Here is a 16,096-nt window from a genome sequence, read left to right on the forward strand (position 1 = left end):
GCAGTAGGGTGACGCCGTGGCACCAAGACCCTTGCATGAAATCGTCGAACCGGGCTGGGCGAAGGCCCTGGAACCCGTCGCCGGACGCGTCGCCGAGATGGGTGACTTCCTGCGGGCGGAGATCGCCGCGGGACGCACCTATCTCCCGGCCGGACCGAACGTCCTACGGGCCTTCCAGCAGCCCTTCGACGACGTCCGCGTCCTGATCGTCGGACAGGATCCCTATCCGACGCCGGGACACGCGGTGGGGCTGAGCTTCTCGGTCGCGCCGGAGGTGCGGCCGCTGCCCGGCAGCCTGATCAACATCTACCGGGAGCTGAACACGGATCTGGGTCTGCCCCAGCCGTCCAACGGCGATCTGACGCCGTGGACGCAGCAGGGCGTGCTGCTGCTCAACAGGGCGCTCACCACGGCCCCGCGCAAGCCGGCCGCGCATCGCGGCAAGGGCTGGGAGGAGGTCACCGAACAGGCGATACGGGCGCTGGCCGCGCGCGGCAAGCCGCTGGTGTCCATCCTGTGGGGCCGCGACGCCCGCAACCTCCGTCCGCTGCTGGGCAACCTCCCGTCCGTGGAGTCCGCCCACCCCTCCCCCATGTCGGCCGACCGCGGCTTCTTCGGCTCCCGCCCGTTCAGCCGGGCCAACGACCTGCTGGTCGGGCAGGGAGGAGAGCCGGTGGACTGGCGTCTGCCGTGACCGGGGCGGGGGACGTGCCGGACGCGGCCGGGGGCGAGTTGCCCGGACGGGTGACGGAGTCCGCCACGGGGGCGTCTCCCGCGGATCCGCCCGTGGACGACTCCGGGTTCCTCGCCGTCGACTCCGGTGGCTCCGGGCTGCGGGTCGTCGTCGGGACGGTGAGGCGCGGGGCGTTGGCGCAGCGGGAGTCACGGGAACCGGTGCGCACCGGGGCGCGGGGCATCGACCCCGCGCATCTGATGGCACAACTGGTGCCGATGGTGCGGGCGTTGACCGCGGAGACGGGAGTCGCCCGGCCGCGTACCGCCGTTGTCGGTGCCGCCGGTCTCAGCACCCTCGGTGAGGCCCTGCGCGCCGAGCTCCCGGACGCCCTGGGGCGGGAGTTCGGAGTCGGGCGGGTCGCTCTCGTCGCCGACGCGGTCACCGCCTATGTGGGCGCCCTCGGGCCGACGCCCGGTGCGGTCGTCGCCGCCGGCACCGGTCTGATCGCCGTCGGGACGGATCTGGCGCGGTGGCGCCGTGCGGACGGCTGGGGCCATCTCCTCGGCGACTGCGGCAGTGGTGCCTGGATCGGGCGGGCCGGCCTGGAGGCGGCGCTGCGCGCCTATGACGGGCGGCCGGGGGGATCGCCTGGACTGCTGGCCCGCGCCGAGGAGTTGTTCGGAGCGATGCCCGATCTGCCCGGCCTGCTCTATCCGCGCCCGGACCGTCCGGCCGTCCTCGCCTCCTTCGTTCCCCAGGTCGCGGCCTGCGCCCCGGACGACCCCGTCGCCGCGGACATCCTGCGCGAAGCCGCCCGGCACATGGCCGAGTCCGCGGCCGCCGTCTGCCCCGCCGAGGGAACGCCCGATGTCGCCCTCACCGGCGGCCTGTTCAAGATCGGCGCCCCCCTTCTCGAACCCCTGGAGGAGGAGTTGGCGAGACGGCTGCCCCACGCGCGGCGGGTGGCGTCGGCCGGAGACCCGTTGCACGGGTCCGTGCGGATCGCGACCGACCTCGCGACAGGGACGCTCACTCTGCCGGGTGACCGGGCGATGTTGTCCGTGGTGACCGGATCGAGCGACTGATCCAGACACGTCCGCCGCTTCCGATCCGTACGTAACTCATCAGACAAAACCGGACGGATACCGCTCACCTGCACCCTCCCCGAACAGGGAAGCCCAGTAAGCCAGTAACATGCGGCGCCATGAGCTCCCCCACTGGGCCCGCCGGCCTGCCAGTACGAATGCCGCGCCCCCGCCAGCCCGGACGGCACCGCCGTCCCGAGCCTCTGGCGGCTCCCGAGGGCGCGCCCGCGCTTGTTCTCGCCGTGCCGGGAGCGCCCAGCGCCGCCACGCGCGGCCTCGCCGAAGAGGTCGTGAGCATCGCCCGCTCCGAGCTCCCCGGCCTGGACGCCCGGATCGGGTACCTCGACGGGGACGACGCGGAGTTCCCCACGCTCCAGTCGGTGCTCACGCACACCGCCCAGGAGCGCACCGCACGCTACGAGCAGGCCAGGGCCGCCGGGGTGGACGTCAAGGAGCCCGAGGGCCCCGTCGCCGTCGTCGTGCCACTGCTGGCCGGTCCGGACAGCGCCCTGCTGCGGGTCGTCCGCCAGGCCGTCATGGACAGCCGTGTCGCGGCCGACCTGACCGATGTGCTCGGCCCGCACCCGCTGCTCGCCGAGGCGCTGCACGTGCGTCTGTCGGAGGCCGGTCTGGCCCGCGCGGACCGGGCCCGGCTGTTCACCGTGGCGACCGCCGCGGACGGCATCATCCTGGCCTCCGTGGGCGGTGACGAGGCGGTGCAGGCGGCCGGGATCACCGGCATGCTGCTCGCCGCGCGCCTCGCCGTGCCGGTGATGGCCGCCGCGCTCGACCAGGAGGGCTCGATCGCCTCCGTGGCCGAGCAGCTGCGCGGCTCCGGCTCGCAGAACCTGGCGCTGGCGCCGTACCTGATAGGGCCGGAGATCGACCCGGGTCTGATCGAGGAGGCGGCCAAGGAGGCGGGCTGTGCCGCCGCGGAGGCGCTCGGCCCCTATCCGGCGATCGGCAAGCTCGCGCTGGCCAAGTACACGACGGCGCTGGGCATCGCGCCGCAGCAGCCGCAGGGCGCGCCGACGCGCTGACGTCGCGCCTCACCACCGCAGGACATGCCGAAGGGCCCCTCCCGGCGCGGGAGCGGGCCCTTCGGCGTTGCCGGGAGGCCCGGCGGGGCTCAGCCGAGGACCACGCAGGACGCCGCGGGCAGTTCGGTGGACCCGGCGCGGCGCGGCAGTCCGGTGTCCGGGTCGACCGCGAACCAGGTCACGTCGCCGGAGCGTTCGTTGGCGACGTAGAGGAAGCCGGCGGACTCGGCGAGCGCCCGGGGCCAGTGGCCTCCGCAGGGCACGGTCCCGACGAGCCGCAGTCGCTCTCCCTCGACGGCGAACGTGGACAGGACGTCCTCGCCGCGGGTGGCGGTCCAGACGAAGCGGCCGTCGGGCGCGACGACGACGCCCGACGGGTAGGCGTCGCCGACCGGAGCCCCGGACAGCACCTGGGCCTCCGTGAGGGGCTCCAGGAGGCCCTCTGCGGGGTTCCAGCGGCAGACGGTGACGGTCGGGGCGAGTTCGTTGACCACGTAGGCGTAGCTGCCGTCCGGGTGGAAGGCCAGGTGGCGGGGGCCGGAGCCGGGGCGCAGGGCGATCTCGCGATGGAGGACCGGGCTGCCGTCGGCCAGCGTGCACACCCGCGCCGAGTCCGTGCCGAGGTCGATGCTGACGGCCCACCGCCCGCTGGGATCGGCCTGGACCTGGTGGGCGTGCGGGCCCTGCTGGCGGCGGGCGTGCGGGCCGGAGCCGGTGTGCGTCAGCACGCCCGAGGCGGCGGACGCGAGGGTGCCGTCGGGGCGGACGGGCACGGCGGTGACGCTGCCGGAGCCGTAGTTGGCGGTCAGGACGTGCCCGTCGTACAGGCCCAGGTGGGTGGGCCCGTCGCCGCCGACCCGCACCCGTGCGCCGGCCGGTTCGAGCTTGTCGCCGTTCACCCGGTACGCGGCCACCGCGCCGTCGGCGGTCTCGCTGACCGCGTAGAGCGTGCCCCCGTCGGGCGCCAGGGCCAGATAGGAGGGGTCGGGTACCCGGTCCACGCTGCTCAGGGGCGTCAGGGCGCCGCTGTCCGGGTCCACGGCCGCCGTCACGATGCCGGGGCCCCCGGCCGCCGTGAACGACCCGATGAACGCCCTCCGCTGCCGTTCTGCCACCGCTGTCCCCTCTCGGTCCTGTGCCGTTCGGGGCGACCGTAGCAGTGGATCACCAACGGTCTAGACCAAATGGGGGACGATCTCCTCGACTTTCCGCGACTTTCACGGTCCCGCCACGGAAGCGGTGCCGCTCTCGCCGCGGACGCGGGCCAGCGCCTCGGGGTGGTGGACGTACGCCGGCCGGTGCTCCGGCGTCTCGTAGGTGCGGTGGAAGACGGGTGTGGTGCTGCCCGAGATCGGGGGCACGATCCAGGACCAGTCGGCGCCCACGGACTCGGTGTGGTGGTCGGTGACGGTGACGCCCGCACGGTCGAAGGAGTGCAGTACCGCGCGGTTGAGCTCGACGAGGGCGCGGCCCTTCCACAGGGTGCGGTCGGTGCGGGTGTCGAGGCCGAAGTGGGCGGCGATCCGGGGGCAGGAGGTCGATGGGGGGTCCCCCCATGCCCTTCAGTCTATGGGGGAGGTCGGTGTCGGCGAGGTTGCGGGCGCCGATCTCGGTGCCCATGTACCAGCCGGCGAACCGGTCCGGCTCCGGTGTCCCGACTCCGTTGCTGCGCGGGAAGTTCCGCATGGCACACCCCCCAGGCGGCTCGCCCGCGGACCGCTCCCGCACGGCCCGCGGGGGTTGTGTGCGTCGATAGCCGCGGAGTTACCCGCCCCGTGGCCTGATCCACCCTGTAGATGGCCGGTACTGCTATTTCCCGGGAGACGACCCCCGGACCCCCATCCCCCAGGGGCGGTTCAGGCTCCCACCAGAGGCGAGCCGCTCGGCGTCCTCAGCGGCTTGGCCAGCTCGGCGAGGGCGCGTTCCAGGCCGTGGAGATGGGCCAGCGCGGGTTCCACGGTGGGCGGCTGGTCCGTCACCGCGACGCTTCGGCCGCCCGTGAGCGCCTCCACCGCGGTCTCCACCCGCCAGCAGGCGGCGGCCAGGCGGGCGTCGTGGGAGGCCTCGGGGTCGGCGGCGACGGCGACCAGGCCGCGGACCTCACGGGCGCAGTCGTCGAGCAGGGCGAGCACCCGGCGGGCGCGCCGCTTGCGGCCGAGCATCGGGTTGAGCGGGTGCACCAGCGGTGCGACGGAGAGCCGTACCCGGCCGAGCAACTGCTCCAGTTCGGCCACGCGCGGGGCCGGATCGGCGCCCGGTACGTCGCGCAGCCGGGCGGCGGCCTCGGCGGTGCAGGCGTGGACGCAGCGCAGGGCGCGCTGGATCCAGGCGTCGGTGGTGGTGTGGGTGGTGACCGGCAGCACGAACAGCACGGCGAGCATCGCGCCGATCGCCCCGATGCCGGTCTCCGCCAGGCGCAGGGCGAGCAGACCGGGGGTGAGCAGGCCCAGGAGGCCGTAGAGCAGCTCGGCGAGGACCGTGACGCAGAGCATCATCCAGGTGTACGACACCGCGGCCGTGTAGAAGATCCCGAAGACACACACGGCCAGGAGCGCGGCCGAGGGCACCGCCGCCCCCGCCACCGGAACGGCGACGAGCAGGCCGAGGCCGATGCCGATCACCGTGCCGAGGACCCGGCGGAAGCCGCGTACGAGGGTCTCGCCGCGCGAGGTGGTGTTGACGAAGACCCACCAGGTCGCGCCGACGGCCCAGTACCAGCGCTCCGGGGACACCAGTTGGCCCACGACGAGCGCGAAGGCCGAGCCGGCGGTCGCCTGGATCGCCTGGCGGGTGGTCACACGGGCCAGACCGGTGCCGGCGGGCGGGGCGGGCACGGGGGCCGGGGGCAGCCGGCGCTCGTAGCACCACACGCCGAAGCGCACCACGGCGGCGATCAGCACGGACAGCAGGACGGCCGTGTACAGCTCGGGCAGCCGGTCCGGGGTCGCGTGCAGGAACTGCGCCACGAAGAACGTCATGAACGCGAACACGCCGAGGCTGTGACCGCGCGGGCCCCAGCGGCGCGCGTACACGCCTGCGCCGATCACGGCGAGGAAGGTGAGGTCACGGGCGACGGGCTGGTCGTGCAGCCCGGCCGCGGCGGCCAGCACGGGAAGTCCGACGACGGGCAGCAGAGCGGTGGTCACGGCCTGTCCGCGGACCGTGGCGTCGGTGACGGTGAACAGGGCGAGCAGCGCGGCGAGTCCGCCGGTGACGGCGCCCACGAGGGAGTGTCCGGCGAGGCCGCAGACGGCGACCGCGAGCCCGATGCCGAGCACGGCCCGCGCGGCGAAGCGCAGCCGTACGCGTCCCGGGTCCGGCGCCATGAACACCCTCTTCAGCACTGCTGTCCGCCCCCTGATCAGTCCCGGTCCGAATCCCGGCATGTATCCCGGCATGAAAAAGGCGCCGCGGGGTCCGCAGCGCCATCGACCTGCTCATTGCAGCATCGTAACCACGACTGGCTCAAGTGGCGTCGCATATGCTGAGCCATTGGTACAGCCGAAACGGTCCCCGCCCGTCCATCAGCGGGCCAACGGACCACGGACGAGGAGAGGCGGCGCACCATGGCCGTGGACGAGCTCGACACCCGCATCCTGCGGCTGCTGCTGGAGCAGCCCCGCACGAGCGTGCGCGAGTACGCCCGGATCCTCGGCGTCGCCCGCGGCACGCTCCAGGCCCGTCTCGACCGTCTGGAGCGGGACGGAGTGATCACCGGCACGGGTCCGGTCCTCTCCCCCGCGGCCCTCGGCCACCCGGTGCTGGCCTTCGTCCACATCGAGGTCACCCAGGGGCGGCTCGACGACGTGGGCGACGCGCTGGCCTCCGTGCCGGAGATCGTGGAGGCCTTCTCGATCGCGGGCGGCGGGGATCTGCTGACACGGGTCGTGGCACGGGACAACGCGCATCTGGAGGACGTGATCCAGAAGGTGATCAGTCTGCCGGGCGTGGTCCGCACCCGTACGGAGGTGGCGCTGCGCGAGCGGGTGCCGCACCGGCTGCTGCCGCTGGTGGAGTCGATCGGCCGTTCCGCCCGTACCTGACATCCTGGGCACCATGAGCAACCTCGGCACCCTCTCGGTCATCTTCGATCTCGACGGAACGCTCGTGGACAGCGAGCCGAACTACTTCGAGGCGGGCCGCCAGATCCTCGCCGAGCACGGCGTACCGGACTTCACCTGGGCCGAGCACGAGCGGTACGTCGGGATCAGCACCCTGGAGACGGTCGGGCTCTGGAAGCGGGAGTACGACCTGGAGGCCTCCGTCGAGGAGCTGTTCGCCGCCAAGAACCGCCGCTATCTGGAGCTGGCCCGCGCGAACACTCCCGCCTACCCCGAGATGCGCAAGTTCGTGGAGCTGCTGGCCTCCGAGGGCGTACCGATGGCCGTGGCCTCGGGCTCGTCACCGGAGGCCATCGACGCGATCCTCCGGAGCACCGGCCTCGACGCCTGTCTGCGCACCGTCGTCTCCGCCGACGAGGTCGAGCGCGGCAAGCCCGCCCCGGACGTCTTCCTGGAGGCCGCCCGCCGACTGGGCGCGGACCCAGCCGACTGCGTGGTCCTGGAGGACGCGGCCCCGGGTGCCGCCGCCGCACACGCGGCCGGGATGCGCTGCATCGCGATCCCGTACGTCGCCGCGCAGGCCGACGCCCCGGAGTTCAGTACCGCGGCTCTGCTGCTGCGCGGCGGTCAGCCGGAGTTCACGGCACGGTCCGCGTACGACTGGCTCGTGCGTTCGACCCTGGGTGCCGACGGACCGCGACCGTACGGCACTTCGCCCGGATCTTCGTGAACGCCTTGAGCCTGCCGGGCCGTTGGTGAGCCTGGTCAGGTCGCGGCACTTCGGGGGTGCCCCGCCCCGCAGTCGGGGCACCGCCCGTTCGCCGATGTCCGGTGCGCCTAGGGCCGTGCCTCGTGCGAGGGCTTCGGTGCCGGCTGGATGTTCTGGTTGAGGCGGAAGACGTTGTCCGGGTCGCGGTCGGCCTTGATGCGGGCCAGGCGGTCGTAGTTGCCGCGGTAGCTGGCCCGGACGCGTTCCTGGCCCTCGTCCATCATCATGTTCACGTAGGCGCCGCCCGCCGAGTACGGGTGCAGCGCGTCGAAGTAGTCGACGGTCCACCGCTTGATCAGCTCGGCGTTGGCCGGGTCGGGGTCGACCCCGGCGTAGACCGAGGCCCAGCGGGCGTGGCGGTAGGCCCAGGGGGTGTCGTCCTGGCCCACGTCGTGGGCGGCGCCGTCGATCGGGTAGAGGTGCATGGTCGACTGCATGGTGGGGACCTCGGCACCGTACTTGGCGTGGAGCTCGACGGCGTCGTCCGGGATGTTCTCGACGAAGTCGGCGCGCCAGTACCACTGGTGGCCGGGCGGGTAGAGCCCGTCGAACGCGGACTGGATGTCGGGGTGCTGCATGGGCATGGGGGCGTGCAGCAGCGGCTGGGGCAGGGCGTCGAGGAGCGGGGCCATCTCGCGGGCGGCCGCCTCCGTGTCACCTCCGGTGTAGCACCACACCACGCCCGCGGTCTTGCGGAGCTGGATCTCCTCGGGGAACGGCGGGGCCGGCGGTACGGTGCCGTGCAGGAAGAAGCCGTTGAGCTCGCGGGGCGCGTTCGGCAGGAAGTCCCGGTAGGCGGCGAGGACTTCGGGGCTGTCCTCGACGGCCCAGAAGGTCGGTCCGGCGATGACGGTGCTGATCTCGTGGAGCCGGAACAGGAAGGACGTCACGACTCCGAAGTTGCCTCCGCCGCCGCGGATCGCCCAGAACAGGTCGCTGTTCTCGAAGCCGCTGGCCTGCACCTTGCGGCCGTCGGCGAGGACGACGTCGGCCTCCAGCAGGTTGTCGATGGTCAGCCCGCACTTGCGGGTGAGGTGACCGAGCCCGCCGCCGGTGGCGATGCCGCCGACTCCGGTGGTGGAGATGATGCCGCTGGGCGTGGCCAGGCCATGGGCGTTGGTGGCGCGGTCGACCTCGCCCCAGACACAGCCGCCGCCGACCCGTACGGTGTGGGCCTCGGGGTCGACCTCTATCTCCTTGAGGGGTGACAGATCGAGGACCACCCCGTCGTCGACGGTGCCGAGACCGGCGCCGTGGTGGCCGCCTCCCCGGACGGCGAGGGGCAGGTCGTGCGCGCGGGCGAAGGCGATGACGGCGGCGACTGCGTCCGCGTCGGCGCAGCGGGCGACGAGCGCGGGGCGTCGGTCGATCATCGCGTTGTAGACGGTTCGGGCCTCTTCGTAGGCGGTGTCGTCGGGGCCTATCAACTCCCCGCTGAACCCGGTCAGTTCCTTGCGTGCCGCCTGGGCGATCGTGCTGGTCATGCGGTCCCCCGTTCAGAAATCGGGTAGATCATGCCAATTCACATATTCTACTCGCGTCGCACCACAGTGGACATCCGTGACGGTCACCCACCTCGGGGCCGGCGGGTACCTACGTTTCGCCGGGAAGCGAGGCCTCACCTTCCGGCAGCAGCCCGAGCCGCGCGGCGCGGTCGGCGGCATGCCGTCGGGTGGGCGCGTCGAGTTTGTCGAGGACGGCACGTACATGGTTGTCGACCGTGCGTACCGAGACGACGAGCCGGGCGGCGATCTCGGCGTTGGTCAGGCCTTCCGTGAGCAGCCGCATGACCTGGAGCTGGCGCCGGGTCAGGCCCGCGGGGTTCTCGCGGGTCGCGGCGAGGGGGCCGCGCGGGATGTGGCGGACGCCGAGCCGGCGCAGTTCCGTGCGGAGCAGCCGGGCCCGGGGTTCGGCGCCCAGGGCGTCGAGGGCGGCGAGCGCGGTGAGTTTGTCGGCGGGGTCGGGGCTCTCGGCCAGGGCGACGGCATGTTCGTAGGGACAGCCCGCCGTCTGCCAGCGGAGGGCGGCCGTCCGCCACTGGCCGCGGGCCTGGAGCGCGTACGGATGGTCCGAGTCGTCCAGCGAGACGGAGTGCCCCGCCTTGGTGAGCCAGTAGCCGAGCTCGGCGCGGTACGGGATGCCGGGCAGACGGTCGGCCTGGGCGTGCACGGGTCCCGCCGCCGCGACGACGGCGGCGAGGTCGCCGCGCAGCCACGCCGCCTCCGCGAGGGCCGCCGCCACCGGGCCGGTGCGTTGCAGTTCCCTGGTCCGCACGGCGATCTGCCAGGCCTCGGTGAGGAGTTCGGCGGCGCCGGGCCGGCCGCAGCGGGTGCGGACCCGGGCCAGCACGGTGAGCGCGGGGCAGCGGGCGGGCACGAAGTCGTGCAGGCCGTACTCGGCGTGTTTCTCGGCGTCCTCCCAGTCGGCGGCCGCGAGCCTGCGTATGGCCAGTTCGACGTGGAGGTAGTTGAGGAAGCCGAGGTGTTCGGCGCGGTCGGCGAGGTCCATCGCCGGGACCAGGAACGTGTCGGCCTCGTCGTAGCGGAGGTTGTCCAGGAGGGACCAGATGAGGTTGGCGTAGGACCGGCAGGCGTGCTCGACCTCGCCGGCGGCGAGCGCGACGTCGAGACTCTCCTCCAGCTGCCACCGCCCGGCGGGATCCCCGCCGCGCCAGCGGGCGCAGCCGACGTTGTTGAGGGCGTGGGAGAGGATCGCCGCGTCGTCGGCCTTGCGGGCCAGGGCGATGGCGCGTTCGCCGTGTTCGACGGCCTCGGTGTAGCGGTCGGACAGCATGCGCAGTTGGGCGGTGTTGCTGACGGCGAGGGCGAGGAGGCGGTCGTCGCCGGCGTGTTCCAGGACGGTGACGGCTTCCCGGGCGGCCTCCTGGGCCTGGTCGGCGTCGCCGGCCCACCAGTGGATGCGGGACAGCCAGCGCAGGTCGGCGCCGAGGGCGAGGGTGTCGCCGAGGGAGCGGCGTAGCGCCACGGCCTCGCGCTGGGCGGCGACGGCGGCGGCCGAGTCGGCGATGGTGTAGCTCTCCACGGCATAGCGTTCCAGCAGGTCGGCGAGTTCGGCCGGGGCGTAGCGCCGGCGTTGGCGCAGTACGAGGCGGAGTTGGGCGGCGGCCTCACGGTGGGCGCCGGCGCCTGCCGCGTCCTTGGCCGCGTCGGGGCCGTAGCGGGCGATGGCGTCCTGGTCGCCGGCGTGGTCGGCGTGGTGGACGATGCGGGCGGCCTCGGAGCCGGGCCGGGCGACGAGTGCGGCGAGGACGGTGCGGTTGAGTGCGATACGGCGGGCGGCGGGCAGGGAGTCGGCGACGGCGCGCCGGATCAGCTCGTGCCGGAACGCCACCCGCTCCGGCGCCACGGCGAGCAGTCCGCGCTGCTCGGCCTCCGCGAGCACGGCCACCCCGTCCGCCAACAGGGCGTCGACCAGCGGCCGTTCGACGGCCGAGGGGACGACGGCGAGCTGTTCCAGCGCGTCCAGCGTGGCCGCGTCCAGTCCGCGCAGCCGGGCGAGGACGGCGTCGACGACGGTCGGGGGCACGCCCCCGGTGCCGCCTGCGGCCACGATCTCGGCGACGAAGAACGGGTTGCCCGAGGTCACCTCGTACACCTGGGCGGCGTCGAGGCGCCGGGACGCGCTCAGCGTGCGGACCGCGTCCAGGGACAGCCGGGCCAGGGGCAGCCGGTGCACCCGGGGTGTCCGGGAGACCTGGCCCAGAAGGTGGCGCAGGGGGTGGCCGCGGCTCAACTCGTCGTCGCGGTAGGTCAGGACGAGCAGGGCGGGCAGCTGTTCCATGCGCCGGACCAGGAAGCGCAGGGCGTCCAGCGAGGCCTCGTCGGCCCAGTGGACGTCCTCGACGACGAGGACCACGGGATGCGGGGCGCCGGAGAGTTCGCCGTGCAGGGCCTCGTAGACGCGGTGCCGGTCGCCGCCCTCCATGACGGCCCGTGCCAGTTGCGCGCCGACGCTGCCGACGAGGTCGCGGAACGGGCCGAGGGGACGCCCGGTGGCGAGGTCGTCGCACTGGCCGACGAGGACGCGTGCCCGATCGGGCAGCCGCTCCGGCATCGCCTTCACCAGACTCGACTTGCCGATTCCCGCCTCACCGAAGACGAGCGCCACCGAACCGGCGCCGTCCGCCGCCTGCCGTGCGGCCGCGGCCAGTCGCGCCAGTTCGGGCTCGCGTTCGAGGATCCCCCAATCCACGCGCCAGATTCTGCCACCGCGGCACCGGACGGGCCCCGCCTCCGCGCTGCCCGCTCGCCTTCACCCTCCTTGGCCGAACGGCCGGAACTGAACGCTCCAGACCCGTTGACGCTCCCCCGCCCCCTCCCTATCGTCTGGTCGACTATCCGAATGGCGTTCGAGATGACGAACACCGATAGAGGAGCACACATGGCACCGCCCCTCTCCAGACGAAACCTCCTCCAGGCCGCCGCCCTCGCCGCGGCCGCACCCGCGGTCTCGTACGCGGCGACGGGGCGGGCCGCCGCCGCCCCGTCCGCCGCAGCCGCCGTGGCCGCCGCGCCCGCCGCCTGGACCGTGCAGCCCTTCGCACTCGACGAGGTGTCCCTCAGACCCGGAGTCTTCGCCGACAAGCGGCAGTTGATGCTCGACCACGCGCGCGGCTACGACGTGAACCGGCTCCTCCAGGTCTTCCGCGCCAACGCCGGCCTCTCCACCGGCGGCGCGGTCGCCCCCGGCGGCTGGGAGGGACTGGACGGCGAGGCCAACGGCAATCTGCGCGGGCACTACACCGGCCACTTCCTGACCATGCTGGCGCAGGCGTACGCGAGCACCGGTGAGCAGGTGTTCGCGGACAGGATCGCGACCATGATCACCGCGCTGACCCAGGCCCGCGCCGCCCTGCGCACCGACCCGAAGATGCTCACCGTCACCGGGAAGTGGGGCAGCGCGCACGAGAACGTCCGTGGCTCCTACCAGTACGTCGACCTGCCCGCCGCGGTCCTCGGCAACGCCTCCGCGATCACCCTGTCGGTGTGGGTCAAGCCCACCCACGACGCCAACTGGCAGCGCGCCTTCGACTTCGGCAACAACACCACCCGGTACCTGTACCTGGCCACCCGCAACGCGAGCGGTGTGCCCCGGTTCGCCATCACCACCAGCGGCGCGGGCGGCGAGCAGGCCCTCAACGGCACGGCCGCGCTGCCGCTGAACCAGTGGAGCCATCTGGCGGTCACGATCTCCGGCAGCACCGGCACGCTGTACGTCAACGGCACCGCCGTCGCCACGAACACCGCGATGACCCTCAACCCGGCGGCGCTCGGCACCCTGACCAACAACTGGCTGGGCCGCTCGAACTACGCGGGCGATCCCGTGTACGCGGGCGCCTACGACGAGTTCAACGTCTGGTCGCGCGCGCTGACCCAGGCCGAGATCACCTCGCTCCAGACCAACGAGGCCAAGCTCTCCACGGCCGGACTCGGCAACCTCGCCTCGTACTGGTTCCAGGCCACCGGCGGCGGTACGTTCGGCGACGCCTCCGGCCGTGGTCTGACCGCCACCCTGCGCCGCACCTGGGGCGGGCCGAGCCACCCCGGGTTCCTGGCGGCGTACCCGGAGACGCAGTTCATCGACCTGGAGACGCGGACCGCCAGCGACTACACGAAGGTGTGGGCGCCCTACTACACCGCGCACAAGATCCTGCGGGGCCTGCTGGACGCGTACGCCTCCACGGACGACGCGCGCGCTCTGGATCTCGCGTCCGGCATGGGCGACTGGATGTACTCCCGGCTGTCCGTGCTGCCGAAGGCGACGCTCCAGCGGATGTGGGGGCTCTTCTCCAGCGGCGAGTTCGGCGGCATCGTCGAGGCGATCGTCGACCTGCACTCCTCCTCCGGGAAGGCCGAACACCTCGCGCTGGCCAAGCTGTTCGACCTCGACTCCCTCATCGACGCCTGCGCCGCGAACACCGACACGCTCGACGGGCTGCACGCCAACCAGCACATACCGATCTTCACGGGTCTGCTGCGGCTGTACGACGCGACGGGCGAGACGCGCTACCTCACCGCCGCGCGGAACTTCTGGGGCATGGTCGTACCGAACCGCATGTACGGCATCGGCGGCACCAGCACCGGTGAGTTCTGGAAGGCCTCCGGGCTGATCGCGGGCACGATCAGCGACACCGACGCCGAGACCTGCTGTGCCTACAACCTGCTCAAGCTCAGCCGGACCCTGTTCTTCCACGAGCAGACCCCGAAGTACATGGACTACTACGAGCGGGCACTGCTCAACCAGGTGCTCGGCTCCAAGCAGGACAAGGCCGACGCGGAGAAGCCGCTCGTCACGTATTTCATCGGTCTGACACCCGGTCATGTGCGGGACTACACGCCGAAGCAGGGCACGACCTGCTGCGAGGGCACGGGCATGGAGAGCGCCACCAAGTACCAGGACTCGGTGTACTTCAAGGCCGCCGACGGCAGCGCGCTCTACGTGAATCTCTACAGCCCCTCCCAACTGACCTGGGCCGAGAAGGGGGTGACGGTCACTCAGGCCACCGACTATCCGCGCGAGCAGGGCAGCACGCTCACCTTCGGCGGGAGCAGCGCGGCCTTCGCCCTGAAGCTGCGGGTGCCGTCGTGGGCCACGGCCGGCTACCGGGTCACCGTCAACGGCGGTGCGGTGAGCGGGACTCCGGCAGCCGGGAGCTATTTCACGGTGTCCCGGACCTGGAAGGCGGGGGACGTCGTCCGGATCACCGTCCCGTTCCGGCTGCGCGTCGAGAAGGCCCTGGACGACCCGACGTTGCAGACCCTCTTCTACGGACCGGTCAACCTGGTCGCCCGCAACTCCGCCACCAGCTACCTGTCGTTCGGGCTGTACGCCAACGCGGCCCTGTCCGGCGACCTGCTGCCCACCCTCGCCCCGGTGAGCGGCAAGCCCCTCCACTACACCCTGAACGGCACGGAGTTCGCTCCCTTCCTGGAGGGGACGGAGAATCCGACGCACGCCTACTTCCGGCGCGCGGAGCCCAAGGTCGTCTTCGGCACCCTCGACTCCGGGGTCGCCAACCCCGCGAAGTCCGACGGCACCACGCTGCTGGACGAGATCTGGGCGGGGGCGCCGTTCGCGAGCAAGAGCGCGCTCGTGACCAAGGTGACGAGCACCGTGAACGCGTGGGTGTCCGCGGGGCTGCTGTCCCAGGCCAACGGCCAGACGGTGATCAACACGGCGGGGCAGGCGACCTACGTGTCCTGAGTCCTAGGAGCGGCGCCTGGGCTTGCCGCGCTTGGCACCCTGGGTCTTCTTGGCGGCGGGCGGCTTGCGTCGCCCGCCGGCCGCGTCGGGGCGCTTGGGCTGCTTCTTCGGCTCGGCCTTCGCCTTGGCCTTGTCCGGAGCGGCCGGACGGCCGCGGGTGCTGTTGACCGTGCGGCCGCGGACGATGCCGATGAAGTCCTCGACCATGTCCGTGGTCGCGTCCTCCGGCCACGACAGCGCGATGGACGACACGGGGGCGTCGGTGACCGGCCGGTAGGTGAGGTCCTTGCGGTGGTGCAGCCGGGCCAGCGACTGGGGGACGACCAGGACGCCGATGCCGGCCGCGACCAGTTCGACGGCGTCCTCCGTGGTCGCGGGCCGCTCGAAGGCGGGCTGTCCCGGCGGCTGCGACCAGTCCAGGACGTCGTCCAGGGGGTGCAGCACGATCTCGTCGGCCAGGTCTTCCGTCGTGACCTCGTCGACCGCGGCGACGACGTGGTCCTTCGGGACGACGACGACCGTGGTCTCCTCGTAGAGCGGGATGGCGCTGAACACCGTACGGTCCACCGGCAGCCGTACGAGACCGGCGTCCGCGGCCCCGTCCCGCAGCGCGTCGCGCGCCTCGGCGACGGAGAGCTGGAGGAGGGTCAGCGGGATGTCGGGCAGCCGCTCGTTCCAGATCCGCACCCACTTCGAGGGGGTCACGCCCGGGACGTAGGCGAGCCGGAACTGCGGGGGTTCTTCCGAGCCTGTCACCTGGCCAGGTTACCGGCCGTGGTCGGCGGACGTTCACCCAGTCGATACCCTTGACACCATGACGCAGCACCAGAGCACCCAGACGATGAAGCCCGCGACCGCGGCGAAGAAGCTGGGTGTGTACCTCGAGGCCACCCCCGCCGAGTTCCGTGAGGGTGTCGTCTCGCGGGCACAGCTCACCGAGCTCCAGGCCGATCCGCCCCAGTGGCTCCGGGATCTGCGCGCCAACGGCCCGCACCCTCGTCCGGTGGTCGCGGCCAAGCTCGGCGTGTCCATCGCGGGCCTGGCCCGCGGCGGCGTGACCGAGCCGCTCACCACCGAGCAGATCGAGGCGCTCAAGCAGGAGCAGCCCGAGTGGCTGACCAAGGAGCGCGCCACCCAGGCCGAGGTGCGCAACGAGACGGTCCGGATCAAGAAGAAGCACGCCGAGCAGGCGGAGAAGGCCGAGCGCGACTGACCCCAGGGCCGTCCCGCAGGCCGTGGCC

At 72.7% G+C, this 16,096-nt stretch carries 12 protein-coding genes and 1 pseudogene; 7 read left to right on the plus strand and 6 right to left on the minus strand.

Translation table 11 applies throughout. From position 1 onward, the window contains the following. Positions 1 to 16: 16 nt before the first annotated feature. The 3 genes from ACFY0U_RS31285 (at position 17) to ACFY0U_RS31295 (ending at position 2,801) form a co-directional block, all read left to right on the plus strand. A complete protein-coding gene (locus ACFY0U_RS31285; RefSeq protein WP_388641537.1) occupies positions 17 to 694 on the plus strand; it encodes a uracil-DNA glycosylase in 678 nt (225 codons plus the stop codon). A 50-nt stretch (positions 695 to 744) separates the two neighbouring features. Continuing rightward, positions 745 to 1,761, plus strand: coding sequence for an N-acetylglucosamine kinase (locus ACFY0U_RS31290; protein WP_388641899.1), 1,017 nt, complete (start codon positions 745 to 747; stop codon positions 1,759 to 1,761). A 119-nt stretch (positions 1,762 to 1,880) separates the two neighbouring features. Continuing rightward, entirely contained in the window at positions 1,881 to 2,801 is a 921-nt protein-coding gene (locus tag ACFY0U_RS31295; protein ID WP_388641539.1) for a sirohydrochlorin chelatase, read from the plus strand. An 89-nt stretch (positions 2,802 to 2,890) separates the two neighbouring features. Here the strand turns inward: ACFY0U_RS31295 and ACFY0U_RS31300 are convergent, their stop codons facing one another. From ACFY0U_RS31300 to ACFY0U_RS31310, 3 genes and pseudogenes are all read right to left on the minus strand, one after another. Further along, positions 2,891 to 3,916 carry a lactonase family protein gene (locus ACFY0U_RS31300; protein WP_388641541.1) on the minus strand — a complete coding sequence of 342 codons (1,026 nt, stop codon included), beginning with the start codon at positions 3,914 to 3,916 and terminating at the stop codon, positions 2,891 to 2,893. A gap of 102 nt (positions 3,917 to 4,018) precedes the next feature. Further along, positions 4,019 to 4,436: pseudogene (locus ACFY0U_RS31305) on the minus strand (nitric oxide synthase oxygenase); the annotation flags it as partial. Between the two features lie 221 nt (positions 4,437 to 4,657). Beyond that, positions 4,658 to 6,145, minus strand: a complete 1,488-nt coding sequence (locus ACFY0U_RS31310; protein WP_388641542.1) for an FUSC family protein — start codon at positions 6,143 to 6,145, stop codon at positions 4,658 to 4,660. Between the two features lie 222 nt (positions 6,146 to 6,367). On the opposite strand from ACFY0U_RS31310, the gene ACFY0U_RS31315 reads away from it, so the two are divergent. Continuing rightward, entirely contained in the window at positions 6,368 to 6,844 is a 477-nt protein-coding gene (locus ACFY0U_RS31315) for an Lrp/AsnC family transcriptional regulator (RefSeq protein WP_388641543.1), read from the plus strand. A gap of 13 nt (positions 6,845 to 6,857) precedes the next feature. Continuing rightward, positions 6,858 to 7,592: an HAD family hydrolase gene (locus ACFY0U_RS31320; RefSeq protein WP_388641545.1), complete on the plus strand. Its 735-nt coding sequence runs from the start codon at positions 6,858 to 6,860 to the stop codon at positions 7,590 to 7,592. 107 nt (positions 7,593 to 7,699) lie between these two features. Here ACFY0U_RS31320 and ACFY0U_RS31325 read toward each other — a convergent pair whose 3' ends face one another. After that, entirely contained in the window at positions 7,700 to 9,115 is a 1,416-nt protein-coding gene (locus ACFY0U_RS31325) for an FAD-binding oxidoreductase (protein WP_388641547.1), read from the minus strand. Positions 9,116 to 9,224: 109 nt separating this feature from the next. Beyond that, complete coding sequence (locus ACFY0U_RS31330) at positions 9,225 to 11,843, minus strand: helix-turn-helix transcriptional regulator (RefSeq protein WP_388641548.1); 2,619 nt, start codon at positions 11,841 to 11,843, stop codon at positions 9,225 to 9,227. 189 nt (positions 11,844 to 12,032) lie between these two features. On the opposite strand from ACFY0U_RS31330, the gene ACFY0U_RS31335 reads away from it, so the two are divergent. After that, positions 12,033 to 14,855, plus strand: a complete 2,823-nt coding sequence (locus ACFY0U_RS31335) for a beta-L-arabinofuranosidase domain-containing protein (protein WP_388641550.1) — start codon at positions 12,033 to 12,035, stop codon at positions 14,853 to 14,855. A 3-nt stretch (positions 14,856 to 14,858) separates the two neighbouring features. On the opposite strand, the gene ACFY0U_RS31340 is transcribed toward ACFY0U_RS31335, so the two are convergent. After that, positions 14,859 to 15,611: a LysR substrate-binding domain-containing protein gene (locus ACFY0U_RS31340; RefSeq protein WP_388641552.1), complete on the minus strand. Its 753-nt coding sequence runs from the start codon at positions 15,609 to 15,611 to the stop codon at positions 14,859 to 14,861. A gap of 58 nt (positions 15,612 to 15,669) precedes the next feature. Here ACFY0U_RS31340 and ACFY0U_RS31345 point away from each other — a divergent pair, with 58 nt between their 5' ends. Next, entirely contained in the window at positions 15,670 to 16,068 is a 399-nt protein-coding gene (locus ACFY0U_RS31345; RefSeq protein ID WP_388641553.1) for a DUF5997 family protein, read from the plus strand. Positions 16,069 to 16,096: the final 28 nt, after the last annotated feature.

Source organism: Streptomyces sp. NPDC001536, from assembly GCF_042894505.1.
Classification (GTDB): domain Bacteria; phylum Actinomycetota; class Actinomycetes; order Streptomycetales; family Streptomycetaceae; genus Streptomyces.